Genomic DNA, 20,213 nt, shown 5'->3' on the forward strand with positions numbered 1-20,213 from the left:
CGGACGGGCGCCGCATCTTCGAGGTTGCTGCGTTCAAGTGCCCCCGCACACCGCAATCCGGAAGATGCCGTGTGCCACAGTCGGCGGCACGGCGGCGGGGCTGCTCCGTCTCGCCTGCGGTGCGGCGCACGGCGCGACGCGACGACGAGCCCCCGCGGGCGAAAGGCCCGCGGGGGCTCGTCGTTGCCGGGGCCGGCGCTTGCGGCGCCGCCGCTTCAGCGGGTGAGGACGTGGTCCTGCCGGGAGGGGGACGCGGGCGCCGACGCCGCGGCGGAGGCGGCCTCCTTGCGGCGGGCCCAGCGGCCGACCGCGGCGACGATCGGGCGCTCGAGAAGGTAGTGGCTCACCGTCGCGGCGGCGATGCTGCCGATGAGCACCGCGGACATCAGCTCCGGGAAGGAGATGGTGCCGCGCAGCTGCTGCATGAGGGCGGGCTGGGTGCCGAAGACGCTGCCCGTCTCGAACCAGAAGTACATGATCGCGAAGTGCCACAGGTAGATGCCGTACGAGATGCGGCCGAGGTAGCGGGAGACGGGGTTGGCCACGATCGCGTCGATGACCCTCGACTTCGCCTCGGGGATCGACAGCGGCATCACGACCACGTAGGAGAAGGCCAGCAGCAGGAAGTACTGCGTGACGGCCAGGCCCACACCCTCGTAGTCGCCGTAGCCGGGACGGCCGAAGGGCTGCGTGCAGTTGACGGCGTAGATGACCAGAGCGGCGCCGCAGAGCAGCAGGGGCCGGCGGGCGGCGATGCGGTACAGGGCGGGCTTGTCGTGCGGCTTGATCTCCGCCAGGACATGGACGACGGCCATCGCCATGCCGAGGGCGAAGGCGCCGCCCACGGCGAACGGCCACCAGTACTCCTGCGGGTAGACGCCCATCTGCGGACGGTGGATCCAGTACGTCCACACCGCGGACGCCACCGTGATGACGGCCGGCGGGATCATCATGCGGCGGGCCTTCTTGACCGGGTCGCTCACCCGGCCCGCCAGCCAGTGCATGAGCACGGCCAGGACCGGCAGGGCGAGGTAGTACTGCATCTCGGCGGGGACGGTCCACGCCGGGTCCATGCCGGCTATCCACGTGTAGTCGTAGACCTGCAGCATCAGAATCGGCCTGAGCACGTACCAGGGGCCGTCCACGGCGTCGTAGTTGAGCAGGAAGACGCAGACCAGGGCGAGCAGGATGTACGCCGGCCACAGCCGGGCCAGGCGCTTGGCCAGGAACGGCCCGATCCGGGGCCGCTCGCTGCCGGTGAGGGTCCACCGGGCGAACGGGCGGTAGAGCAGCATCCCGGACAGGACGAAGAAGGGGCCGAGGGCCAGCGGTCGCAAGCCCGCCAGCAGCGTGGCCAGCACCTCGTTGCCCGGCTTGGCGGTGTAGGCGCCCATGACACCGGCGGCGAAGGAGGTGTGGACCGCCGCCACCCCGAGCGCGCACAGCGCCCGGACACCGTCGAGCCGCCCGACGCGTTTTGGTTGCTGGGCCTGTGCCGCGGCCCCGTTGGCATTCACTTCGGCAGAGCTCCTTTGTTCGGTGGCTCGTTCAGGATGGGTGTGGCTCGATACCGTTGCCATCTTCTGAAGTGCGGTGTTGGCGGCACCGCGGGTGCTCAGCGTGCCGGAGTGTGCGGCCGCACCAGAGGGGCGTCGTCGCCGAGGACGGACCTGAGGTGCGCGGGATCGAAGTTGACGGCACTGCACCAACGGCTGTCCGCGAACTTGAACCAGACGGAGCTGACGATCTCGCCGACGGGGTTCTCCCCTTCGACGACCTCGTCCCCGAGGGCCCAGCCCTCGGCGGTGTGGGAGGTGCCGCTGTCGGGCAGCAGCAGTTCGACGACCGGGCTGTCCAGCGAGGGACCGGTGCGGACGTTGGCGTCACGCCAGACGGGACCGGGCGTGCTCGGGGCGCGGTGGTAGGAGGTGCCGGTCATACGGGTGCCTCTCTGCGAGGTGGGCGGCGGGTTCAAAAGGACGTGCGCGACGGTGTCCTCGAGGGGCCGGACGGTGTGGTCCGTGGGGTGGCTCGGGCCATGACGGTCCGCAGGTGGACGTGCCGGGCCACGGCCGCCTGCGGGTGGCGGTGCGGCACGGCGGCCCCGGAGCGGGGCCGGACCGCGACGGTCCGCGGGACGGATCGGGCGGCGGTCAGGCCGCGGCGCTCTCTCCGCGGGCCGGGCTGCGGGCGGTCTCCCCGGCAGATCGGGCCGCGACGGCCGCGGGGCGGATCGGGCGGCGGTCCCGCGGCGGTCAGGCCGCGGCGCTCTCCCCGGCGGGCCGGGCCGCGGCGGGGACGGTTCCGGAAGGCTTGGTCGCCGCGCGGACGCCGGCCAGCCACAGCACCTGACGGACCATCTCGTCGAGGCGCTCCTCGTCCGGCGGCACCGGTTGCCGGCCCAGCGCCGCAGGCGCGGGCGCCCGGGTGACGGCCACGCCCAGCGGGGCGGGCCAGCCGCGCAGCGCGTGGGCGATGGTGCGCAGGGTGGTGAGGGTGGCCGCGGCGCCCTGGGCGCCCGCGCCCACGGCGACCGTGCCGATGGCCCGCCCGTCGAGGTAGGGCAGCGGGCCGTCGATGTCGTTGACCGTGTCGAGGGCGTTCTTGAGCAGCCCGGAGACACTGGCGTGGTACGTCGGAGAGACCAGCACCACGCCGTCGGCGCGGCCCAGTTCGGCGAGGAACTCGGCGACGCCCGGATGACCGGCCGCCAGACCGGGCCGGTAGGCGGGGAAGTCGATCTCCGCGCCGGTGAAGACGCGGGCGGTGGCGCCGGTCGCGGTGACGCGCTGGGCGCACCACTGGGCCACCCGGTCCGACGTCGAGCCGGCCCGCACGGAGCCGCTGAGCAGAACGATGTGGGGAGTGCTCACGGTGCCGGCGTCCTTCCGTGGGGCCTGTGGGTGCGCCGGGGAGGCGGCCCGGGCCGGAGCCGGCCGCCACGCGGCGATGTCGAGCGCGTCCTGGTCCTTGCGCCCGGCCGACCTCATCCGGGCGTTGCGCCGTTCCTCCCCTTCCCGGTCGGCGCCCTGGTCGAGGGCGCCCTGGCGGCGCGAGGACAGGACGACCGCGGCGGTGCGGTCCATGCGCGCGCGGGCGTAGGCGGCGAGCGCGGTGGGCACGTGCGCGCAGGCGCTCAGGCAGTCGGCGAGCACGGCGGCGTCCTCGAGCGCCATGTTGGCGCCCTGACCGAGGGCGGGGACCATCGGGTGGGCGGCGTCGCCGAGCAGCGCGACCCGGTGGTCGGTCCAGCGGGGGGCGGGATCACGGTCGTGGATGTCGGTGACGACGATGTCGCCGGGGTCGGCGGCGCGCACCAGGTCGACCACGGGCGGATACCAGTCCCTCAGCTCGGCGAGCAGGGCGCGCTGGGCGTCGTCGGGTTCCATGGCGGGCCAGATCCCCTCGGGGGCGGTGATCTTGGCGGTCCAGTAGAGGGTGTCGTCGCCGACCGGTGCGACGAACAGCTGGATGCCGCGACCGTTGACGACGTGGCCGCGTTGTCCCAGTGCCGAGCCGCGGGTGTGTCCGCGCACCGAGGTGTAGCCCCGGTAGGTGGGTGGTCCGTCGCCGAGGAGGCGGCGGCGCACCGCGGAGTTGATGCCGTCGGCGGCGATGAGTGCCTGGCAGGTGGCGGTGCTGCCGTCGGAGAGCCGGACGGTGACGTGGTCGTCGTGGCCGGTGTAGTCCTCGACGGCGGTGGCCATCCGTACGGCGGCGCCCGCGGTGACGGCCTCGTCGAGCAGGGCCCGGTGCAGGGCGGAGCGCAGGACGGGGATCTGCGGGGCGCCCGCGCGCTGTCCGACGGCCCCGACCGGCTCCTCGGCGAGAACGGTCCCCCGGGCGTCCATCAGGACGCGTACCTCGTCGGGGGCGGTGACGTGCCCGGTGGCCCGGACACGGGCGCCGACGCTCTCGCCGAGCGCGTCGGCGGCGCGCAGGCCGTTGGGCTGGAGCATGAGACCCGAGCCGCCTTCCCTGACCCGGGTGGCGCGCTCGATCACGGTGACGTCGAAGCCGCGCGCGGCGAGGCCGGCGGCTGCGGCCAGGCCGCCTATGCCGCCGCCGGCGATGAGCACGGTCTGGCGTTGCGTCATGGGTGGGGGACCTCCGATCCGGCCGGTCGGGCCGAGGCGTTCGGGGGGTGCGGGGCGGGCGGTGCGGGGCGGGCGGGTGCCGCGTCCAGCAGTCGGCCGTCGTAGCTGCCGAAGGAGCCTGTCGCCGCGTCCCACACGGTGCGGCCGGCGCGCAGGGTGCGCTCGACGCGGCCGGTGAAGGTCCACCCCTCGTACGCCGACCAGCCGCACTTGCTCTCCACGTCGTGCGCGGAGAGCATCCAGGGCACGTCGGGCGCGAAGAACACGAGATCGGCGTCGGCTCCCGCCTCCAGCCGTCCCTTGCCGGGCAGCCGGAACAGCTCGGCCGGCTGCGTGGAGAGGTGACGCGCGAGACGCGCGGCGGCCGCGTCGGGCTCCTCGTGGGGCCACCGCCTGCGCATGCCCGTCCACACGGCGACGGCCAGTTCCTGGACGCCGGGCAGTCCGGGGGGCGACTGGGCCACGGTGCGGGTCTTCTCCTCGATGGTGTGGGGCGCGTGGTCGCTGCCGAGGGTGGCCGCCTCGCCGTGCCGCAGCGCCCGCCACAGCCGGTCCTGGTCGCGCACGCCGCGGATGGAGGGCGACAGGCGGGTGCGGGCGCCCAGGCGCCGGGTGTCCTTGTCGGTGAACGACAGGTGGTGCCCGGTGACCTCGAAGGTGACGGGAAGCCCCGCCGCCCGGGCCGCGCACACCAGGTCGGCCTCCTCGGCGCTGGACAGGTGGAGGATGTGGGCGCGCGTGCCGTGGCGGCGCACCAGTTCGAGGACCTTGGCGACGGCGACGATCCCCCCGGTGCGCGGGCGGCGCGCCTCGTACTCCAGGTAGCTTCCGGGCTCGCCCCACCAGGCGTCCAGGAGCGCGAACAGAGCGTCGTCCTCGGCGTGCAGGACCAACTGGACGCCGCCCGCGGCAGCCGCCGCGAACGCCTTCTCCAGCTGGTCCGCGTCGCGCACCACGGTCGGTGCGGTGTGGTGCCCGGCCATGAAGATCTTCACGCTGGTGGCGACCTGTGCGTCGAGGTCCGCCAGCAGTTCGGGGCGGGCGGGGTCGAGCCCCAGGTGGAAGCGGTAGTCCACCAGGGTGCGGCCGTCGACGAGGGACGCCTTGGCGTGGATCGCCTCGGGTGCGAGCGTGGGCGGCACCGTGTTCGGCATGTCCATCACGGTCGTGACACCGCCGCGTACGGCCGCCCTGCTCCCGTGTTCCCAGTCCTCCTTGTGGGTCAGACCGGGGGTGCGGAAGTGGACGTGGGAGTCGATGAGTCCGGGCAGCACGTAGTGCTCGCCCGCGTCGAGCCGGTCGGCCGAGGCGGGGGCGTCGTCGGTGTCCGCGACGGCCGTGATCCGCCCGCCGGAGATGAACAGATGGCCGGGACGCACGCCCTGCGGGGTGACCAGTCTGCGGCCGCTGACGACGAGTTCGGGGGCGGGGGTCAGCCGGTCCACGACGCCGCCACCAGTTCCCGGCACAGATCGTTGGTCGGGCCCATGAGGGAGACACCGCGCGCGTCCGCGAGCAGACGGCCGATCCGGGCGCCGTCGCGGTACCCGGCGGAGCCGAGCATGCGGGCGACGTCGAGGCAGATCTCCTCGGCGGCCTCGGTCGCGTGCAGCTTGCTGTGCAGGGTGGTCAGGCCCGGGTCGGCGGAGGTGCGCGCCCCGGCCCGCTCCACCACGGCGCGGGCCGCCTCCAGCCGCGTCGCCAGGTCCGCCAGCCGGTGCCGTACGGCCGGCAGGTCCATGAGCCCGCGGCCGCGGGCGTGCGCGACGGCCAGGTCGAGGGCGGCCTGTGCGGTGCCGACGGCCACCGCGCCGAGGCTGGCCCCGGTCTCGCGGACCCCGGCGATGATCGAGGCGGCCTCCCCTTCGGGGCCGAGCCGGTCGTCGTCCGTCACGACGGCGCGGTCGAGGGTGACCAGCCCGGTCGCGGAGCCGCGCATGCCGGCCAGCTCCAGGCCGAGGTCGGGAACCAGGCCGGGGTTGTCGGCTCCGACGAGGAAGAAGGTCTGCCCGGCCGCTCCGTAGCCTGGCGCCGGTGCGGTGGCGGGCGCGGCCGTGCGGACCAGGACCAGGTAGACGTCGGCGACGCCGGCACCGGTGGTGAAGGTCTTGGAACCGTTCAGCACCCAGCTGCCGTCGGTGCGGCGCTCCGCCGTGGTGGACAGGTTCTGCTTGTCGGCGCCCGCCCCGTTCTCGCTCCACGCGGAGGCGGCCAGCCAGGTGCCGTCGGCCAGCCGGGGCAGCCAGCGCTCCTGCTGCCGGGGGGTGCCCCATTCGGCGATCCGGGCGCTGACGGCGAAGTGCTGGAACGCGATGATCGCCACCGACGGGTTGACCGCGGCGATCTGCTCGACCAGCGCGTTGACCGCGGCGGCGTCCTGGCCGGTGCCGCCGTGGGCGGCGGGTACGGCGGTGGCGAGCAGGCCGCTCGCGCGCAGGGCCGCGAGGGCCTCCCGGTCCACCTCGCCGGCCGCGTCGGCCTGTTCGGCGCCCTCGCGCAGCAGCGCGCGCAACGCGGGCGCGAGCCGCGGTCTCATATGGCTCCCGACAGCGCCAGGCATTGGGCAACCTCCTCGAATTGCAGGTGACTCAGGGGTGCCAGGGCGAAGGAGCCCTGGAAGGTGACGCGCTTGCGGGCGACGGAGGACCACAGCAGGGCTCCGTCGCCGTCGTCGGTGCCGGGCAGGGAGACGACCGCGGTGACGGCGGCCCGGCCGCCCGGCGTGGTGATGTCCAGGAGTCCGTCGCCGGCTTCCGCCTCACGTGTGATCCGCCAGGGAACGGTGCCGGGGATGCGCGCGGCGGTGCCCAGGCAGACGGCTCCGGTCAGCGCGATGGTGGGATGCCAGCCGGGCACGGTCAGGGCGCGGGCCGCGACGCCGCCGTCCTCGCCCGGCAGCACCGCCGCGATCTTGGGGAAGGCTCCGCCGGTCGGCCAGCCGAGCCGCCGTGCTGCGGCGCCGCGCAGGGCCTCCAGGCGCTGCAGCAGTTCCCCGTCGGCGGCGAAGAGGGCGCTCTGGTCGCTCACGCGGAGCGAGCGGGCGTCGACGAAGGCGTAGGTGTTGGCGCTGGAGACCAGCGACACCTCCACGCGCTGCCCGTTCGCCTCCAGCACGGTCCGCGCCTGCCCGGTGGGCAGCAGGTCGGTGAAGGGCACCGGGCGCGGCTGGACGAAGGTGACGGTGAAGCCCACCGCGTCGCGCTCGACCCGGTCGACCTCGCACACCACGCTGTCGCCGTTGTTGCGCACCCGCACCCGCACGCGGGCGCCGGGCACGAGCCGCGGCAGCATGCCGCAGCGGGCGGCGGCGACCACCGCCGCGAGGACGGAATGGCCGCAGGAGCCGCGCAGGTCGAACAGGTCGGGCGCGCCGGGCAGGGCCTGGACGAACCGGTAGTCGAGGTCGAACATCGGGTGCGCGGACGGCTCCACGAGGGCGATCTTCAGGACGTGGGCGCCGCCCGCCGAGGTCAGGTAGCGGCGGGCCTCGGTCAGGTGTCCGAGCAGTGCCGTGTCCTCGCGCGGCAGCCGGGCGGAGTCCAGGACGAACGTCGGGCAGGGACTGCCGGCGGCGTAGGCGAGGTGGCCGATCACGCCGCCACCGCCGCGGCGGCGGGCCGGGTGGTGGAGGCGCGCCCGGCGCCCTGGAACCGCTCCCGCCACACCTCGTGCACGAGCAGCGCCCACAGCGTCAGCGCCGTGGTGTCGCCCGGACGGTGGGCCTGCCCGTCGAACAGGGCGTCGACGGCGCCGGGTTCGATCCGTCCGTCGGCGGCCAGGCGTGCGGGGTGCAGCAGGTCGCGCGCGAACTCCCACAGGGGCGTGCCGGGGGCGAGCATCGCGGTGACCGGCAGGGTGAAGGGCTGCTTGGGGCGGGTGAGCACACTGTCGGGCAGCAGCCCCCGGGCGGCCGTGTAGAGGGTGCGTTTGACCTGTCCGCCGTGGATGCGCAGCGGGTCGGGCAGGGCGCGGCCCAGGGCCACCACGGACCGCTGGCAGAACGGCAGCCGTACCTCGATGGACCCGGCCATGCTCAGGTGGTCGACGCGGCGCAGGTGGTAGGCGGGCAGGCGGTGGCCGAGCTCGAAGCGGGTGATGCGCTCCAGGACGCTGCCGGGCCCGTGCAACAGGTCCTGGTGGGCGGCCTCGGGCAGGGGGGCGGTGTGCCGCAGATGGTCGCGGTAGGCGTCGGTGTACAGCCCGGCGCGCACCGCGGGCGGGGCGGCGGACAGCGCGTCGAGGTAGGCGGCGGACCAGTCGCCGCCGGCCGCGGCCGTCTCGGCCGCGGTGCGCATCCGGGCGTAGCCGCCGAACACCTCGTCGGCCGCGTCGCCGGTCAGCGCGACCGTGAAGCCCTCCTGCCGTACGGCCTTGAACAGGGCGTAGGTGCTCAGGGCGATGGGGTCGGCGTTGGGCTGGCCCAGGTGCCCGACGGTCTCCTCCAGCAGGGCGGGGAAGTCGGCCGGGTCGATCTCGACCTGGTGGTGGCGGGCCCCGGCGCGGTCGGCGACCTCGCGGGCGAAGTGCCGCTCGTCGAAAGGCCACTGGCCCCGGTAGGCGATGTTGAAGGAGTGCACCGGTCCGTGCTCGGCGGCCAGGGCGGTGACCAGGCTGGAGTCCAGCCCGCCGGAGGTGATCAGGGCGACGGGGACGTCCGCGACGAGCAGCCGGCCGACCTCCTCGCGCAGCCGTTCGCGCACCCGCTCGGCGGCCCGGTCCGGCTCCGGCAGTTCGGCGGCGGCCGGGACGCGCCTGCGGCGCCGGGGCGGTGCGCCCAGGTCGCACACGAGCGTGGTGCCCGGGGCCAGCACCTCGACGTCCTCGAACATCGTCTGCTCGCCGAAGGGCGTACGGGTGGCCAGATAGGCGTCCAGAGCCGTCTCCCGCATCCGGGCGCCGACGGCTTCGAAGCCCAGCAGGGCGGGGATCTCGGAGGCGAAGTGCAGGGAGCGGGCGGCCGCGTCCCACCGGTAGTAGAGCGGCTTCATCCCGATCTCATCGGTGGCCAGCAGCAGCCGGGGCACCTCGCCGCGCCGGTCGACCAGCGCGATGGCGTACATGCCGTCGAGGTGCTCGGTGAAGTCCTCGCCGTACTCCAGGTACAGGGCCGGGATGACGCCGCCGTCGCAGCGGTCGGTGAAGACGTGGCCCCGCTCGCGCAGCCGGCGGCGCAGCTCGTCGTGGTTGTAGATCTCCCCGTTGAACACGGCCTGGACGGGGCCGCCGAGCCCGTACGGCTGCCGTCCGCCGCTCAGGTCGACGACGGCGAGCCGGTCGTAGCCCAGGCCCCAGCCCGGCGCCCGGGACATGCCGGTGGCGTCCGGGCCGCCGTGGCGCTGGAGGGCGGCGACGGTGCACATCTCGTGCGGTGTGGCCACCGCGTTGAAGTAGCCGTGGATCCGGCACATGTCTGCCTGTCTTTCCGTGAGGAGACGACGGGTCAGCGAAGCGTCGTCGACAGATAGCGCTCCCCGCTGTCGGGGAAGACGGTGACGACCGTGGCGCCCGCCCAGCGGGGGTGCGCGGCGACGGTCCGGGCGGCCCACGCGGCGGCCCCGGAGGACACCCCGACGGGCAGGCCGGTGGCGCGCACCACCTCGCGCGTGGTGGCGGCCGCCGCCTCGTCGGTCACGGCGACGACTTCGTCGACGAGCGCGAGGTCGGTGATGTCGGAGACGTAGCCGGCGCCGATGCCGGGGATGCCGTGCGGGCCCGGCTCGCCGCCCGACAGGACCGCGGAGCGGGCCGGTTCGACGGCGACGACGTGGACGCGGGTGCGTTCCTTGAGGTAGCGGGCGGTGCCGCTGAGGGTGCCGCCGGTGCCCACCCCGCACACCAGGACGTCGACGCCGCCGCCGGTGGCCGCCCAGATCTCGGGGCCGGTGGTGTCGTAGTGGGCGCGGGCGTTGGCCGGGTTGCGGTCCTGGTGCGGCAGCCACGAGCCGGGCAGGGAGCGCTGGAGCTCCTCGGCGTGCGCCCAGGCGGCCATCAGCCCGTCCTGGTGCGGTACCAGGACCACCTCGGCGCCCAGTTCGCGCAGCAGCAGGCGGCGCTCCTGGGTGGCGTTGTCGGGCATGACGATGATGCAGCGGTGCCCGCGCAGGGCGCTCAGGGCGGCCAGGGAGATGCCGGTGCTGCCGGAGGAGCACTCGATGACGGTGCCGCCGGTGGCGGGCAGCTGCCCGGACTGTTCGGCGGCGCGCATCATGGCGAGCGCGGCGCGGTCCTTGACGCTGGAGAGCGGGTTGAGCATCTCCAGTTTGGCGAGCAGGGTCACGCCGTCGGCGAGGCCCGGCAGGGCGACCCGGAGCAGCGGCGTGTCGCCGACCAGGTCCTCCACGGACCGGGCGGGGCCGGCGGATCGGGCGGGCGCGAGGCCGGTGTCTGTCGTCATGGTTCCCCCAAGTCGTGGGATGCGGCGCCCGGCTCAGGCGGCGAGGTGCGCCCTGGCGGCCGCCAGGTGACGGGCCGCGGCCTGCTGCAGGTGGGTGATGTCGCTGGAGACGGTGGCGAAGGTGAAGCCGTCGGTGAGCCGTTTGGCCGCGCTGTCGCCGTCCAGGACGTGGATGCCGCAGGCGATGCCGGCCCGGCGGGCGGTGTCGGTGACGCGGACGAGGGCGGCCTCCAGCGCGTCGGCGGCCCGGGGGTCGCCGAACCAGCGGGCGCCGAGGGCGGCGGACAGGTCGGCGGGGCCGACGTAGACGGCGTCGAGTCCGTCGGTGGCGCAGATGGCTTCGAGGTTCTCCAGCGCGGCCGCGGTCTCGATCATGACGATGCACGCGATCTGGTCGTCGATCTCGGCGGGTACGGATCCCAGCCGCAGCTCCGCGCGCACGGGCCCGGCCAGACTGCGGGTGCCGCCCGGGTGGTGGCGGCAGGCCCGTACGACGGCCCGCGCCTGCTCGGGTGTCTCGACCATCGGTACGACGACGCCGCGGGCGCCGGTGTCGAGGGCGACGCCGATGGCGACCGGGTCGGGCGAGGGCACCCGGATGATCCCGGCGGACCGGCTGCGGGCGTCGACGGCGAGCATCGCCGCCTGCCAGCCCGGCTGGTGCATGACCCCGTGCTGACCGTCGACGCCGAGGTAGTCGTAGCCCAGGCCGGCGATGCGCTCGGTGGCGGCCGGTGCGTCCAGGGCGATCCAGTAGCCCACGAGCGGCTCGCGGTCGCGCAGGCGCTGGGCGAAGGACGCGGGGCCCTGGGCGGAGGGCCGGCTCACGCGCCCTCCTCGATGGCGTAGCTCTGCTTGCCGTCCAGGCCGACGGGCACGTCGCCGGTGATGGAGACCCGGTGCAGCACGCGTCGGTGACGGTCGTAGTCGTTGACGGCGTAGTGCTGGGTGGCACGGTTGTCGAAGATGAGGACGTCACCGGGCCGCCAGGTCCAGCGGGCGGTGTTCTCCGGGCGCCGCACGTAGGACTGCAGCACGTCGAGGAGGGGGCGCGACTCGCGCGGCTGCAGGCCCACCAGCCACTGGGCGAAGCCGCCGAGGAACAGGACGGGCTCACCCGACTCGGGGTGGACGCGGACCACGGGGTGGGCGGTCTCGAAGCGGCGGGCCAGGAACGCCTTGCGGACCTCCTCGCCGCGCTCGGTGCCCAGGCGCGGCTGCTCGGCGTGGTTGGTGTGCACGGCCCACAGCCGGTCGGCGATCTGCCGCAGCTCGGCGGGCAGGTCCTTGTATCCGGCGGCCGCGTTGGCCACCAGGGTGTCGCCCCCGTACGGCGGGAGCACCACGCTGCGCAGTGTGGTGCCCAGCGACGGGGCGGTGGTGAAGCTGATGTCGGTGTGCCAGTGGTCGGCGCGCTGGTCCTCGCCGTCGACCGGTATCACCTGGGCTGCGCCGTCGACGGTCCGCATCATCGGATGCTTCTGCGTCAGCGGCCCGAACCGGCCGGCGAAGGCCAGTTGCTGCGCGTCGGTGATGTCCTGGTCGCGGAAGAACAGCACCTTGTGTTCCAGGAACGCTTCATGGATCTGGCCGAAGACCGGATCCGACAGGTCCGTGGAGAGATCGACGCCCGTCACTTCCGCGCCGATTCGGCCGCCGATCCTGCGTATGTCAAACGTGGACACCAGCAATCCTTCCGAACTCGTCAGAAGTCCTCGCCTCCCGGGAGAGACACACGGTCCGCCGCCCACGGCAGAAGAAGAGGGGCGCGAACCGGCCACGGGAGCGACACCGGCAACACAGAGGAAGGTCGGCCGGACAGGACGGCATCGAGCAAACCACGGAGCCCCCGGATCCGGGCAACAAAGCCCGTACGGGCGCGACGACTTGGCCAACTCGTCCCCGCGGTCCCGGCAGGTCGACCTGTTCAAGTCGTCGGCGCGGCCGCGGCCCTTCTTGCCCGGCCGGCGGCCGGCGTGCTGGGCTTCGCACCATCCCGGAATCACCTTGCGCCGCCGCCGAATTCCTTGGAGCGGGCGGAGTACCGCGCAGAAGGGCACCCCGATGACATTCGGCGAGCTGCACCCCAATATCCGGCTGCGCATCGGCGTCGGGTTCGTTCAGCGACTGCTGGCCGTCATGCTGATGCCGCTGCTGGTGATCCGTCTCGCCGAGCTGTACGGGCCCGCCGCGGCCGGTGCGATGACGCTGGCCGTCGCCGGAGCGGGGATCGCCGCGAACTTCCTCGGCGGCCATCTCGCCGACGTGCACGGGCGGCGCCCGGTGCTGGTGGCCGGCGAGCTCGGCGCGACCCTGTGCTTCGCCCTGCTGGCACTGGCCAACTCGCCCTGGTGGTCCTCGGGATGGGCGACGTTCGTGCTGTTCCTGCTCAACACCTGCTGCGCGCAGCTGGCCACGCCCGCCGCCGAGGCGATGATGGTCGACGTCTCCACGCCCGAGAGCCGGCCGCTCGTCTACACGATCAACTACTGGTCGGTGAACCTCGCCTTCACCGTCGGTGCGCTCATCGGCGGCTTCTTCTACGAAGGCCACTTCGTCCGGCTGCTGACGGGCGCGGCCGTGCTGAGCGCGCTGACCACGACCGCGATCGTGTGCTGGCTCAGCGAGACCGCGCCGCACACCGGCAAGGACACCGCCGGCGGCATCGGCGCCATGCTGCGCGGCTACCTCGCTGTCGCCCGCGACACGGTCTTCCTGCGGGTCCTGGCCGCCGCCGCCCTGATCTCCGCCGTCGAGATGCAGATCGGCTACTACATCGCCGTCCGTCTCTCCGGCGAGTTCCCCACCCAGGTCCTCGCCCGGATCGGCTCGTGGGCGCCGACCGTGGACGGCGTGTCGATCCTCGGCATCCTGCGGGCGGTCAACGCCGCCCTGGTGGTGGCGCTGGTGCTGTTCGCCAAGAACCTGCTGGCACGGCTGAGCGACCGGGCGCGGCTGTACGCCGGCATCACCGTCTTCACCGCCGGATACATGATCTGGGCGGTCAGCAACACCGGCCTCGTCCTCATCGCCGCGGCCGTGCTGCTCACCCTCGGTGAGATCGCCGCCGTCCCGGTGCGCCAGGCCCTGCTGGCCGACCTCGTCGACCCCGCGGCCCGCACCAAGTACATGGCCGCCTACACGCTCAACGCCCGGGTCGGCCTGCTCGTCGCCTCCCTGTGCGTCACGCTGGGCGCCTTCGTCCCGGCCCTGGGCATGAGCCTGCTGTACGGGACGGCGGGCCTGGCCGCGATCCTGCTGTACCGGTCGCTGCTGAAGCTGCGCGAGGAACGCCGGACGGCCGACGGGGAGCGGGTGCCCGCCCGGGCCGCCTGAACGGGCTGCCGGCACCGCGGACGGCGTACCGCGTGCGGCACAGCAGCCTCAAAGACGCCGCCGTCGCGCAACAGCAGCCTCGGAGATGCCGCCGACCGGCCCCGCCGCCGAGCATGGTCGCCGCGGGCAAGGCGCCCGGACCTTCTCCCGGATGAGGTGCTGAGCAGTGACGGTGGACATCGCACAGAGCAATACGCGCGGCATTGCCTCGCTCTTCAACTCGGCCGTGGCCGCCTGGGCCATCGCCGCGGCGTGGGAGATCGGGGCGCTCGACGAACTGCACCGCGCCCGCAGGCTCGACACCGCCGACTTCGCAGCCCGTCACGACCTGGACTCCCTGTCGACCACGGGCCTGTTCCGCGCCCTGTCCGCAGTGGGCCTGGTGCGGCGCGAGGGCACGGTCGTCACCGCCTTGGACGGCTTCGACGAGATGTACCGCAACAAGTCGTTCTTCCACTGGCTGGGGCGGGGCAGCGCGGAGCTGTTCCAGCAGATCCCGGCCGTCCTGCGCAACGACAACCGCACCGGCTCCTTCTACCGGCGGGACGCCGCCGCCATCGCCTACGCCTGCCGCGAGATCGACCAGGTCACCTACGCCCCCGCGTTCTGGGCGGCGATGGGCCGGGTCGACTTCCCCTTCACCCGGGTCGCCGACCTCGGCTGCGGCAGCGGAGCCCGGCTGCTGCAGATCCTCGACCGCTGCCCCGGCACCACCGGGACGGGCATCGACATCGCGCTGCCCGCGATCGAGGTGGCGCGCGAGGAGGCCGCCGCCGCGGGTCTGGCCGACCGCACCGAGTTCCTGCACGGCGACGTCCTGCGTCTTCGGCCCCGGCCGGAGTACGCCGACGTGGAACTGCTGACGTGCTTCATGATGGGGCACGACTTCTGGCAGGACGGCAGGCGCGAGAACGCGATCGGCACCCTGCGCCGGCTGCGCGAGGCCTTCCCGTCCGCCCGCCGTCTGCTCATCGGCGACGCCACCCGCACCGATCTGCCCGACACCGAACTGCCCGTCTTCACCCTCGGTTTCGAGCTCGGCCACGACCTGATGGGCACGTTCCTGCCGACCGTCGCCGACTGGGAGTCCGTCTTCGCCGAGGGCGGCTGGGAGCTGGTGCGCACCAACCGCATCGAGATGACCGTCGGAGAGGTCATCTTCGAACTGGCCTGACGCGAGGGGAGTCCCTGCCATGACGACACTCGCGGCGGCCGTCGCCCAGGCCCTTGCCGACTGCGGCATCGGGCACGCCTTCGGCCTGGTCGGCGGCGGCAACATCCTGGCCACCGCCGCGCTGACAGCGGCCGGTGTGCACTACACGGCGGCGCGGCACGAAGGTGGCGCGATGGCCATGGCCGACGCCTACTTCCGGGCCACCGGGCAGGCGGCCGTGTGCACCACCACGCACGGGCCGGGCCTGGCCAACACGGCGACCGCGCTGGCCGAGGCCGCCAAGAACCGCAGCGCCGTCGTCCTGCTGTGCGGTGACGCGCCCGTGGCGGGTGCGCGCGCACACGACATCGACCAGAGCGCCCTGGCCGCCTCGCTGGGGGTGCCCGTGGTGCGCCTGACGGATCCGGACACGGCGGTCGAGCGCACCGTGCGGGCCGTACGCACCGCACGCACCGCCCAGTGCCCGGTGGCGCTGTTCCTGCCCGGCGACCTGAGCGCCCGTCCGCTGCCCGCCGCTCCCACGCCCACGCAGGTGACGCCGGCCGGTCCGGCGGAGTCGCCGGGCGCCCGTGCCGCCGAGGTCGACGACGTCCTCGCCCTGTTGGCCGGCGCCCGCCGCCCGCTGCTGCTGGCGGGCCTGGGAGCCTGGCGTTCGGGCGCGGGAAAGATCCTCACGGAGCTCGGCGACCGGCTCGGGGCGCTGCTGGCCACGACCGTCATGGCCCACGGGATGTTCGCCTCCAGCCCCTACTCGCTGGGCCTGTGCGGAGGGTTCGCCTCCCCGGCCGCGGCCGCCCTGATGGGCGAGGCGGACGCGGTGCTCGCGTTCGGAGCGAGCCTGGGCGACTTCACCCTGCACGGCGGGCGGATCCTCGACCCGTCCGCCCGCGTCGCGCAGATCACCGTCGAGGGCGCCCGCGCGCCCCGGGCGGACGTGTCCGTCCGCGGTGACGCCGCGGCCGTGGCGGCCCAGGTGCTGGACGCGGTCGACGCGCGCGGCGTCGCCCGTTCCCCGTGGCGGGAGCTGGCCGCCGTCGGCGGGGCGCTGGAGCGCGCGGGCGGCGGCTGGGCGGCGCTGCCCCACCGGGACGCGTCGGGCGGCGGCCGCATCGATCCGCGCACGCTGACCCGGGAGCTGGCTTTGCTGCTGCCCGCCGAGCGCACGGTCGTCCTGGACGGCGGCCACTTCATCGGCTGGCCGGCCATGTACTGGCCGGTGCCGGACCCGGCGGGGCTGGTGTTCACCGGCGCCGCTTTCCAGAGCATCGGACTGGGCCTGGCGGGCGCGGTCGGTGCGGCCGTGGGCCGGCCCGACCGCACGACCGTGGCCGCCGTCGGCGACGGCGGGGCGCTGATGGGTCTGCCCGAGCTGGACACGCTGGTGCGGTCGGGCCGTTCGGCGCTGGTGGTGGTCTACGACGACGCGTCCTACGGCTTCGAGGAGCACATGTACGTGCCCCAGGGCGCGGACGCGGCCACGCTGCGCTTCGCCGACACCGACTTCGCCGGGGTGGCGCGGGCGCTCGGGGCGCGGGCCGTCACCGTGCGCGGCCGGGGCGATCTGGATGCCGTACGGCAGTGGACGGCCCACGGTGCCCAGGGCACGCTGCTGCTCGACTGCAAGGTGTCGCGTGGGGTGCTCGCGCCGTTCCTGGCCGATCTGCTGGGCCGCTGACGGCGGTGGCGGCCGCGGGTCCCGGGCCGGGACCCATGGCCGCCGGCTCGGCGCTGCGGGGGATTTTCAGCCGCCGAGCAGTCCCGGGCGCAGGTCGCGCAGATGGTCGAAGGAGGTGAGGTCCGGGACGGTCCAGCCGTTCAGGTCGTACTCGGACAGGCACTGGTCGACGAACGCCTTGTAGTCGTCGAGCTGGCCGGTGGCGGTCTGCGCGAACAGCAGCTCGGCCCGGGTCGCCTCGTGGTTGCCCGCGTAGTTGCGCTCGTACAGCTCGTGCCGGCCTCCGAACTCGGTGCCCACCGCGTCCCACAGCAGCTTGAGCACCTTGACCCGCTCGACGGCGTCGACGCCGCCGGAGCCACGCAGGTAGGTGTCGAGGTAGGGGCGGATGGCCGGGTTCTTGAAGTCCTCGGCGCTGGAGTTGAGGTAGATCAGCCCGCTGGCCACGTCCTGCTGGACGATCTCCTTGATGCGCGGGTAGCCGATCTGCATGAACCACCGGTAGGCCATGCCGTACTGCGGGTTGGGCAGCACGGCGCCGCCTCGCCACTTGACGGGGTTGCGGGCGGCCGCGTCCGACAGTCCCCAGAAGAGGTTGCGCCAGGCCAGCACCTCGCCCAGACGGGTCTGTACGCCGCGGAAGTCCTGGGTGCCGGTGATCTCCAGGGCCTTGGCGAGCAGGCCCGCGATGAACTCCAGCTTCACCGCCAGGCGGACGCAGCCGTGGAAGGTGAAGCGCTCCATGAAGCCGGACTGGCCCGAGAACATCTGGATCTTGGCCGTGTCGCCGTAGACGAAGACGTTCTCCCAGGGGACGAGGACCTTGTCCAGGACGAGGATGGTGTCGTTCTCGTCGAGCCGGGAGGACAGCGGGTAGTCGAAGGGGCTGCCCATGACCGCGGACATCGCGGTGTAGGAGGGCCGGCAGATCAGCTTCACGCCCTTCGCGCCGGTGGGCACGGTGGCGATGAGGGCGAACTCCTTCTTCTTCACCGGCAGTCCGTGATGGGCGATGAAGTTGGCGTGGGTCAGCGCCGAGCCGGTGGCGACCACCTTGGCCCCGCTGACCACCAGGCCGGCGTCGGTCTCCTTCTCCACGTGCACGAACACGTCGGAGACCCGGTCGGGGGGCAGGTTGCGGTCCACGGGCGGGTGCACGATCGCGTGGTTCCAGTACAGGACCTTCTCCTGCGACTCGCGGTACCAGCGGCGCGCGTTGTCGGAGAACGGCGCGTAGAAGTCGGCGTTGGCGCCCAGGGTGCCGAGGAAGGCCGCCTTGTAGTCCGGGCTGCGGCCCATCCAGCCGTAGCTCATCCGGGACCAGGCCGCGATGGCCTGCTGGTCGGCGACCAGGTCGTCGGCGCTGCGGGGAGTGGTGTAGAAGCGGTGGGTGTAGCCCGTGCCCCCGCTGTCGGTGCGCGTGGTCAGGACGTCCCGGTGGGCCGGGTCGTGCAGCGCGTCGTAGAGGCGGGCCGTCATCCGTACCGGGTTGGCGAACGCCGGGTGCCTGGTGACGTCCTTGACCCGGTCGCCGTAGAGGAAGACCTCGCGGTCGTCGCGCAGGCTCTCGACGTATTCCTCGCCCGTCAGCGGCCGCGTCCCCGGTCCGCCCGCCTGGTCTGCGGCGGCATCGTGCTGATCGGTCATGCGTCTCATCGTGACAGCCACCGGGCGCCGGGGCTTCTTCCCCCGTGCGGGGCTGCGGCCCGGCCCGGCGTGCGAGGTGCCGAAGTCGCGGCCAGGGCGCAGATGCGCAATCCGGAAGGTGCCCCAGAACCCCGGCGCGGTGTGAGGTCGCATCAGCACGGCCTGGTTTCACGACCTGTCACGTCCTGGGAGGACTCACGATGCTCACCGCCGACATCCCCACGCGTGCGCAGCTGGTGCAGCGCGCGGCCGAACTGGCACCGCTGCTGCGCGAGAACGCGCCGAAGGCCGAGGAGGACGGGCGACTTCAGGACGAGACGATCGAGGCGCTGGCGCAGGCCGGCGTCTTCAAGCTGCGCGTTCCGAAGCGGTACGGCGGCTACGAGGCCGACACCCGCACCCTGGTCGACGTGGCCACCGAGCTGGGCCGCGGCGACGGGGCCGCCGCCTGGACCGCGTCGGTGTACTGGATTCCCACGTTCATGGCGTGCCTGTTCCCCGACAGCGTCCAGGACGAGGTCTTCGCCACCCCCGACGTGCGCGTGTGCGGCACGCTCAGCCCGTCCGCGCAGGCCGTGCCCGTCGAGGGCGGCATCGTCGTCAACGGCAAGTGGAGCTTCGTCAGCGGCGCCCGGCACGCCCACTGGCAGGAGATCATCGCCGCCCAGGAGATGCCGCACGGACAGCATCTGCCCCTCATGGCGCTGGTGCCGATGGACCAGCTGGAGATCATCGACGACTGGGACACCTCCGGTCTGCGCGGCACCGGCAGCGTCTCCACCGTCGCCCGGGACGTCTTCATCCCCCAGGAGCGCGTGCTCCCCCTGCCCGCCGTCCTGACGGGCCAGTACGCCTCGCAGCTCAACGCCGACTCGCCCGTCTACCGCGCCCCGCTGCTGCCGGTCGCCTCCGCCTCGTCCGTCGGCACCGCGGTGGGCCTGGCCCGCGCCGCCCGGGACGTCTTCTTCGAGCGGCTGCCGGAACGCACCCTGACCTACACCTGGTACACCAAGCAGTCCGAGGCGGCGCTGACCCACCTCCAGGTGTCCGAGGCGGTGCTCAAGACCGACCAGGCGGAGTTCCACGCGCACCGCCTGGCCGACCTGGTCGACTCCAAGGGCGCCTCGGGCGAGGAGTGGACGGTGCAGGAGCGGGCCCGCGCCCGCGCCGACCTGGGCGCCGTGGTGCGGCTGGCCAAGGAGGCGGTCGACGTCTTCGCCTCCGCCTCGGGCGGTTCCTCCATCTACCGGGACGTGCCGATCCAGCGGATCACCCGCGACATCCAGGCCATCAGCCTGCACGCCCTGATGAACCCGAACACCAACGCCGAGCTGTACGGCCGCGTCCTGTGCGGCCAGCAGCCCAACACCCTCTACATCTGAGTCCCTCCCCTCCCGACGCCATCCCACGGAGTGCATCCATGACCACCCAGACCGTTTCTCCCGGCTCCTCCGGCATCGCCGTCTCCGACGAGGACAAGGCCGCCGTCGCCGCCGTGCCCCAGCGCCTGGCCGAGGCCTGGGCCGCCCACGACGCCGACGCCTTCGCCGAGGTGTTCACCCCGGACGGGACCCTCGTTCTGCCCGGCTTCTTCGAGAAGGGCCGCGACGCGATCCGCGCCTTCGCCGCCGCCGCCTTCGCCGGCCCCTACCGGGGCACCCGTGTCACCGGCACCCCGGTCGACCTGCGCTTCGCCAACGAGGGGGCGGGGGTTCTGATCACGCGCGGCGGCATCCTGGCCCCGGGCGAGACCGAGCCGGCGCCGGAGCGTGCCGTCCACGGGTCCTGGGTCGTCGTCAAGCGGGACGGCCAGTGGTTCCTGGCCGCCTACCAGAACAGCCCGCGCCACGCCGCCTGAGCGCGGCGGACGACTCCACGGAAAGGGGTGAG

Annotated in this window: 16 protein-coding genes; 5 read left to right on the plus strand and 11 right to left on the minus strand. The window is 73.7% G+C overall.

The window, feature by feature from the left end:
- Positions 1–215: 215 nt before the first annotated feature.
- The 10 genes from ACPT94_RS34040 to ACPT94_RS34085 form a co-directional block, all read right to left on the minus strand.
- Positions 216–1,517, minus strand: coding sequence for an acyltransferase family protein (locus ACPT94_RS34040; protein WP_425247612.1), 1,302 nt, complete (start codon positions 1,515–1,517; stop codon positions 216–218).
- A 98-nt stretch (positions 1,518–1,615) separates the two neighbouring features.
- Positions 1,616–1,939, minus strand: coding sequence for a hypothetical protein (locus ACPT94_RS34045; RefSeq protein WP_360335311.1), 324 nt, complete (start codon positions 1,937–1,939; stop codon positions 1,616–1,618).
- 316 nt (positions 1,940–2,255) lie between these two features.
- Positions 2,256–4,097 carry an NAD(P)H-dependent oxidoreductase gene (locus ACPT94_RS34050; protein WP_425247613.1) on the minus strand — a complete coding sequence of 614 codons (1,842 nt, stop codon included), beginning with the start codon at positions 4,095–4,097 and terminating at the stop codon, positions 2,256–2,258.
- Entirely contained in the window at positions 4,094–5,542 is a 1,449-nt protein-coding gene (locus ACPT94_RS34055; RefSeq protein WP_425247614.1) for a dihydroorotase, read from the minus strand. Before ACPT94_RS34055 ends, ACPT94_RS34050 begins: the two co-directional genes overlap by 4 nt.
- The gene (locus ACPT94_RS34060) at positions 5,530–6,633 is read right to left on the minus strand and encodes an acyl-CoA dehydrogenase family protein (RefSeq protein ID WP_360335317.1); all 1,104 of its coding nucleotides are present in this window, start codon (positions 6,631–6,633) and stop codon (positions 5,530–5,532) included. The genes ACPT94_RS34055 and ACPT94_RS34060 overlap by 13 nt, the downstream gene beginning before the upstream one ends.
- Complete coding sequence (locus ACPT94_RS34065) at positions 6,630–7,691, minus strand: PrpF domain-containing protein (protein WP_425247615.1); 1,062 nt, start codon at positions 7,689–7,691, stop codon at positions 6,630–6,632. The genes ACPT94_RS34060 and ACPT94_RS34065 overlap by 4 nt, the downstream gene beginning before the upstream one ends.
- A complete protein-coding gene (asnB, locus tag ACPT94_RS34070; protein ID WP_425247616.1) occupies positions 7,688–9,505 on the minus strand; it encodes an asparagine synthase (glutamine-hydrolyzing) in 1,818 nt (605 codons plus the stop codon). The genes ACPT94_RS34065 and asnB overlap by 4 nt, the downstream gene beginning before the upstream one ends.
- A gap of 32 nt (positions 9,506–9,537) precedes the next feature.
- Complete coding sequence (locus tag ACPT94_RS34075; RefSeq protein WP_360335323.1) at positions 9,538–10,491, minus strand: PLP-dependent cysteine synthase family protein; 954 nt, start codon at positions 10,489–10,491, stop codon at positions 9,538–9,540.
- A 33-nt stretch (positions 10,492–10,524) separates the two neighbouring features.
- Positions 10,525–11,319 (minus strand): HpcH/HpaI aldolase family protein, encoded by a 795-nt coding sequence (locus tag ACPT94_RS34080; protein ID WP_360335325.1) that lies wholly within the window; start codon positions 11,317–11,319, stop codon positions 10,525–10,527.
- A complete protein-coding gene (locus ACPT94_RS34085) occupies positions 11,316–12,176 on the minus strand; it encodes a TauD/TfdA dioxygenase family protein (protein WP_360335327.1) in 861 nt (286 codons plus the stop codon). The genes ACPT94_RS34080 and ACPT94_RS34085 overlap by 4 nt, the downstream gene beginning before the upstream one ends.
- Before the next feature lie 379 nt (positions 12,177–12,555).
- On the opposite strand from ACPT94_RS34085, the gene ACPT94_RS34090 reads away from it, so the two are divergent.
- The 3 genes from ACPT94_RS34090 (at position 12,556) to ACPT94_RS34100 (ending at position 16,676) form a co-directional block, all read left to right on the plus strand.
- Positions 12,556–13,827 (plus strand): MFS transporter, encoded by a 1,272-nt coding sequence (locus ACPT94_RS34090; RefSeq protein ID WP_360335329.1) that lies wholly within the window; start codon positions 12,556–12,558, stop codon positions 13,825–13,827.
- Positions 13,828–13,993: 166 nt separating this feature from the next.
- The gene (locus ACPT94_RS34095) at positions 13,994–15,001 is read left to right on the plus strand and encodes a methyltransferase domain-containing protein (RefSeq protein WP_360335331.1); all 1,008 of its coding nucleotides are present in this window, start codon (positions 13,994–13,996) and stop codon (positions 14,999–15,001) included.
- A gap of 19 nt (positions 15,002–15,020) precedes the next feature.
- Positions 15,021–16,676, plus strand: coding sequence for a thiamine pyrophosphate-binding protein (locus ACPT94_RS34100; protein WP_425247617.1), 1,656 nt, complete (start codon positions 15,021–15,023; stop codon positions 16,674–16,676).
- Positions 16,677–16,742: 66 nt separating this feature from the next.
- On the opposite strand, the gene ACPT94_RS34105 is transcribed toward ACPT94_RS34100, so the two are convergent.
- The gene (locus tag ACPT94_RS34105; protein ID WP_360335335.1) at positions 16,743–18,323 is read right to left on the minus strand and encodes a 4-hydroxyphenylacetate 3-hydroxylase family protein; all 1,581 of its coding nucleotides are present in this window, start codon (positions 18,321–18,323) and stop codon (positions 16,743–16,745) included.
- Positions 18,324–18,523: 200 nt separating this feature from the next.
- On the opposite strand from ACPT94_RS34105, the gene ACPT94_RS34110 reads away from it, so the two are divergent.
- Complete coding sequence (locus ACPT94_RS34110) at positions 18,524–19,705, plus strand: acyl-CoA dehydrogenase family protein (protein ID WP_360335337.1); 1,182 nt, start codon at positions 18,524–18,526, stop codon at positions 19,703–19,705.
- Positions 19,706–19,743: 38 nt separating this feature from the next.
- Positions 19,744–20,181: an SgcJ/EcaC family oxidoreductase gene (locus tag ACPT94_RS34115; RefSeq protein ID WP_360335339.1), complete on the plus strand. Its 438-nt coding sequence runs from the start codon at positions 19,744–19,746 to the stop codon at positions 20,179–20,181.
- Positions 20,182–20,213 lie beyond the last annotated feature (32 nt).

It is taken from the genome of Streptomyces aurantiaciflavus, assembly GCF_049808595.1.
GTDB lineage: Bacteria > Actinomycetota > Actinomycetes > Streptomycetales > Streptomycetaceae > Streptomyces.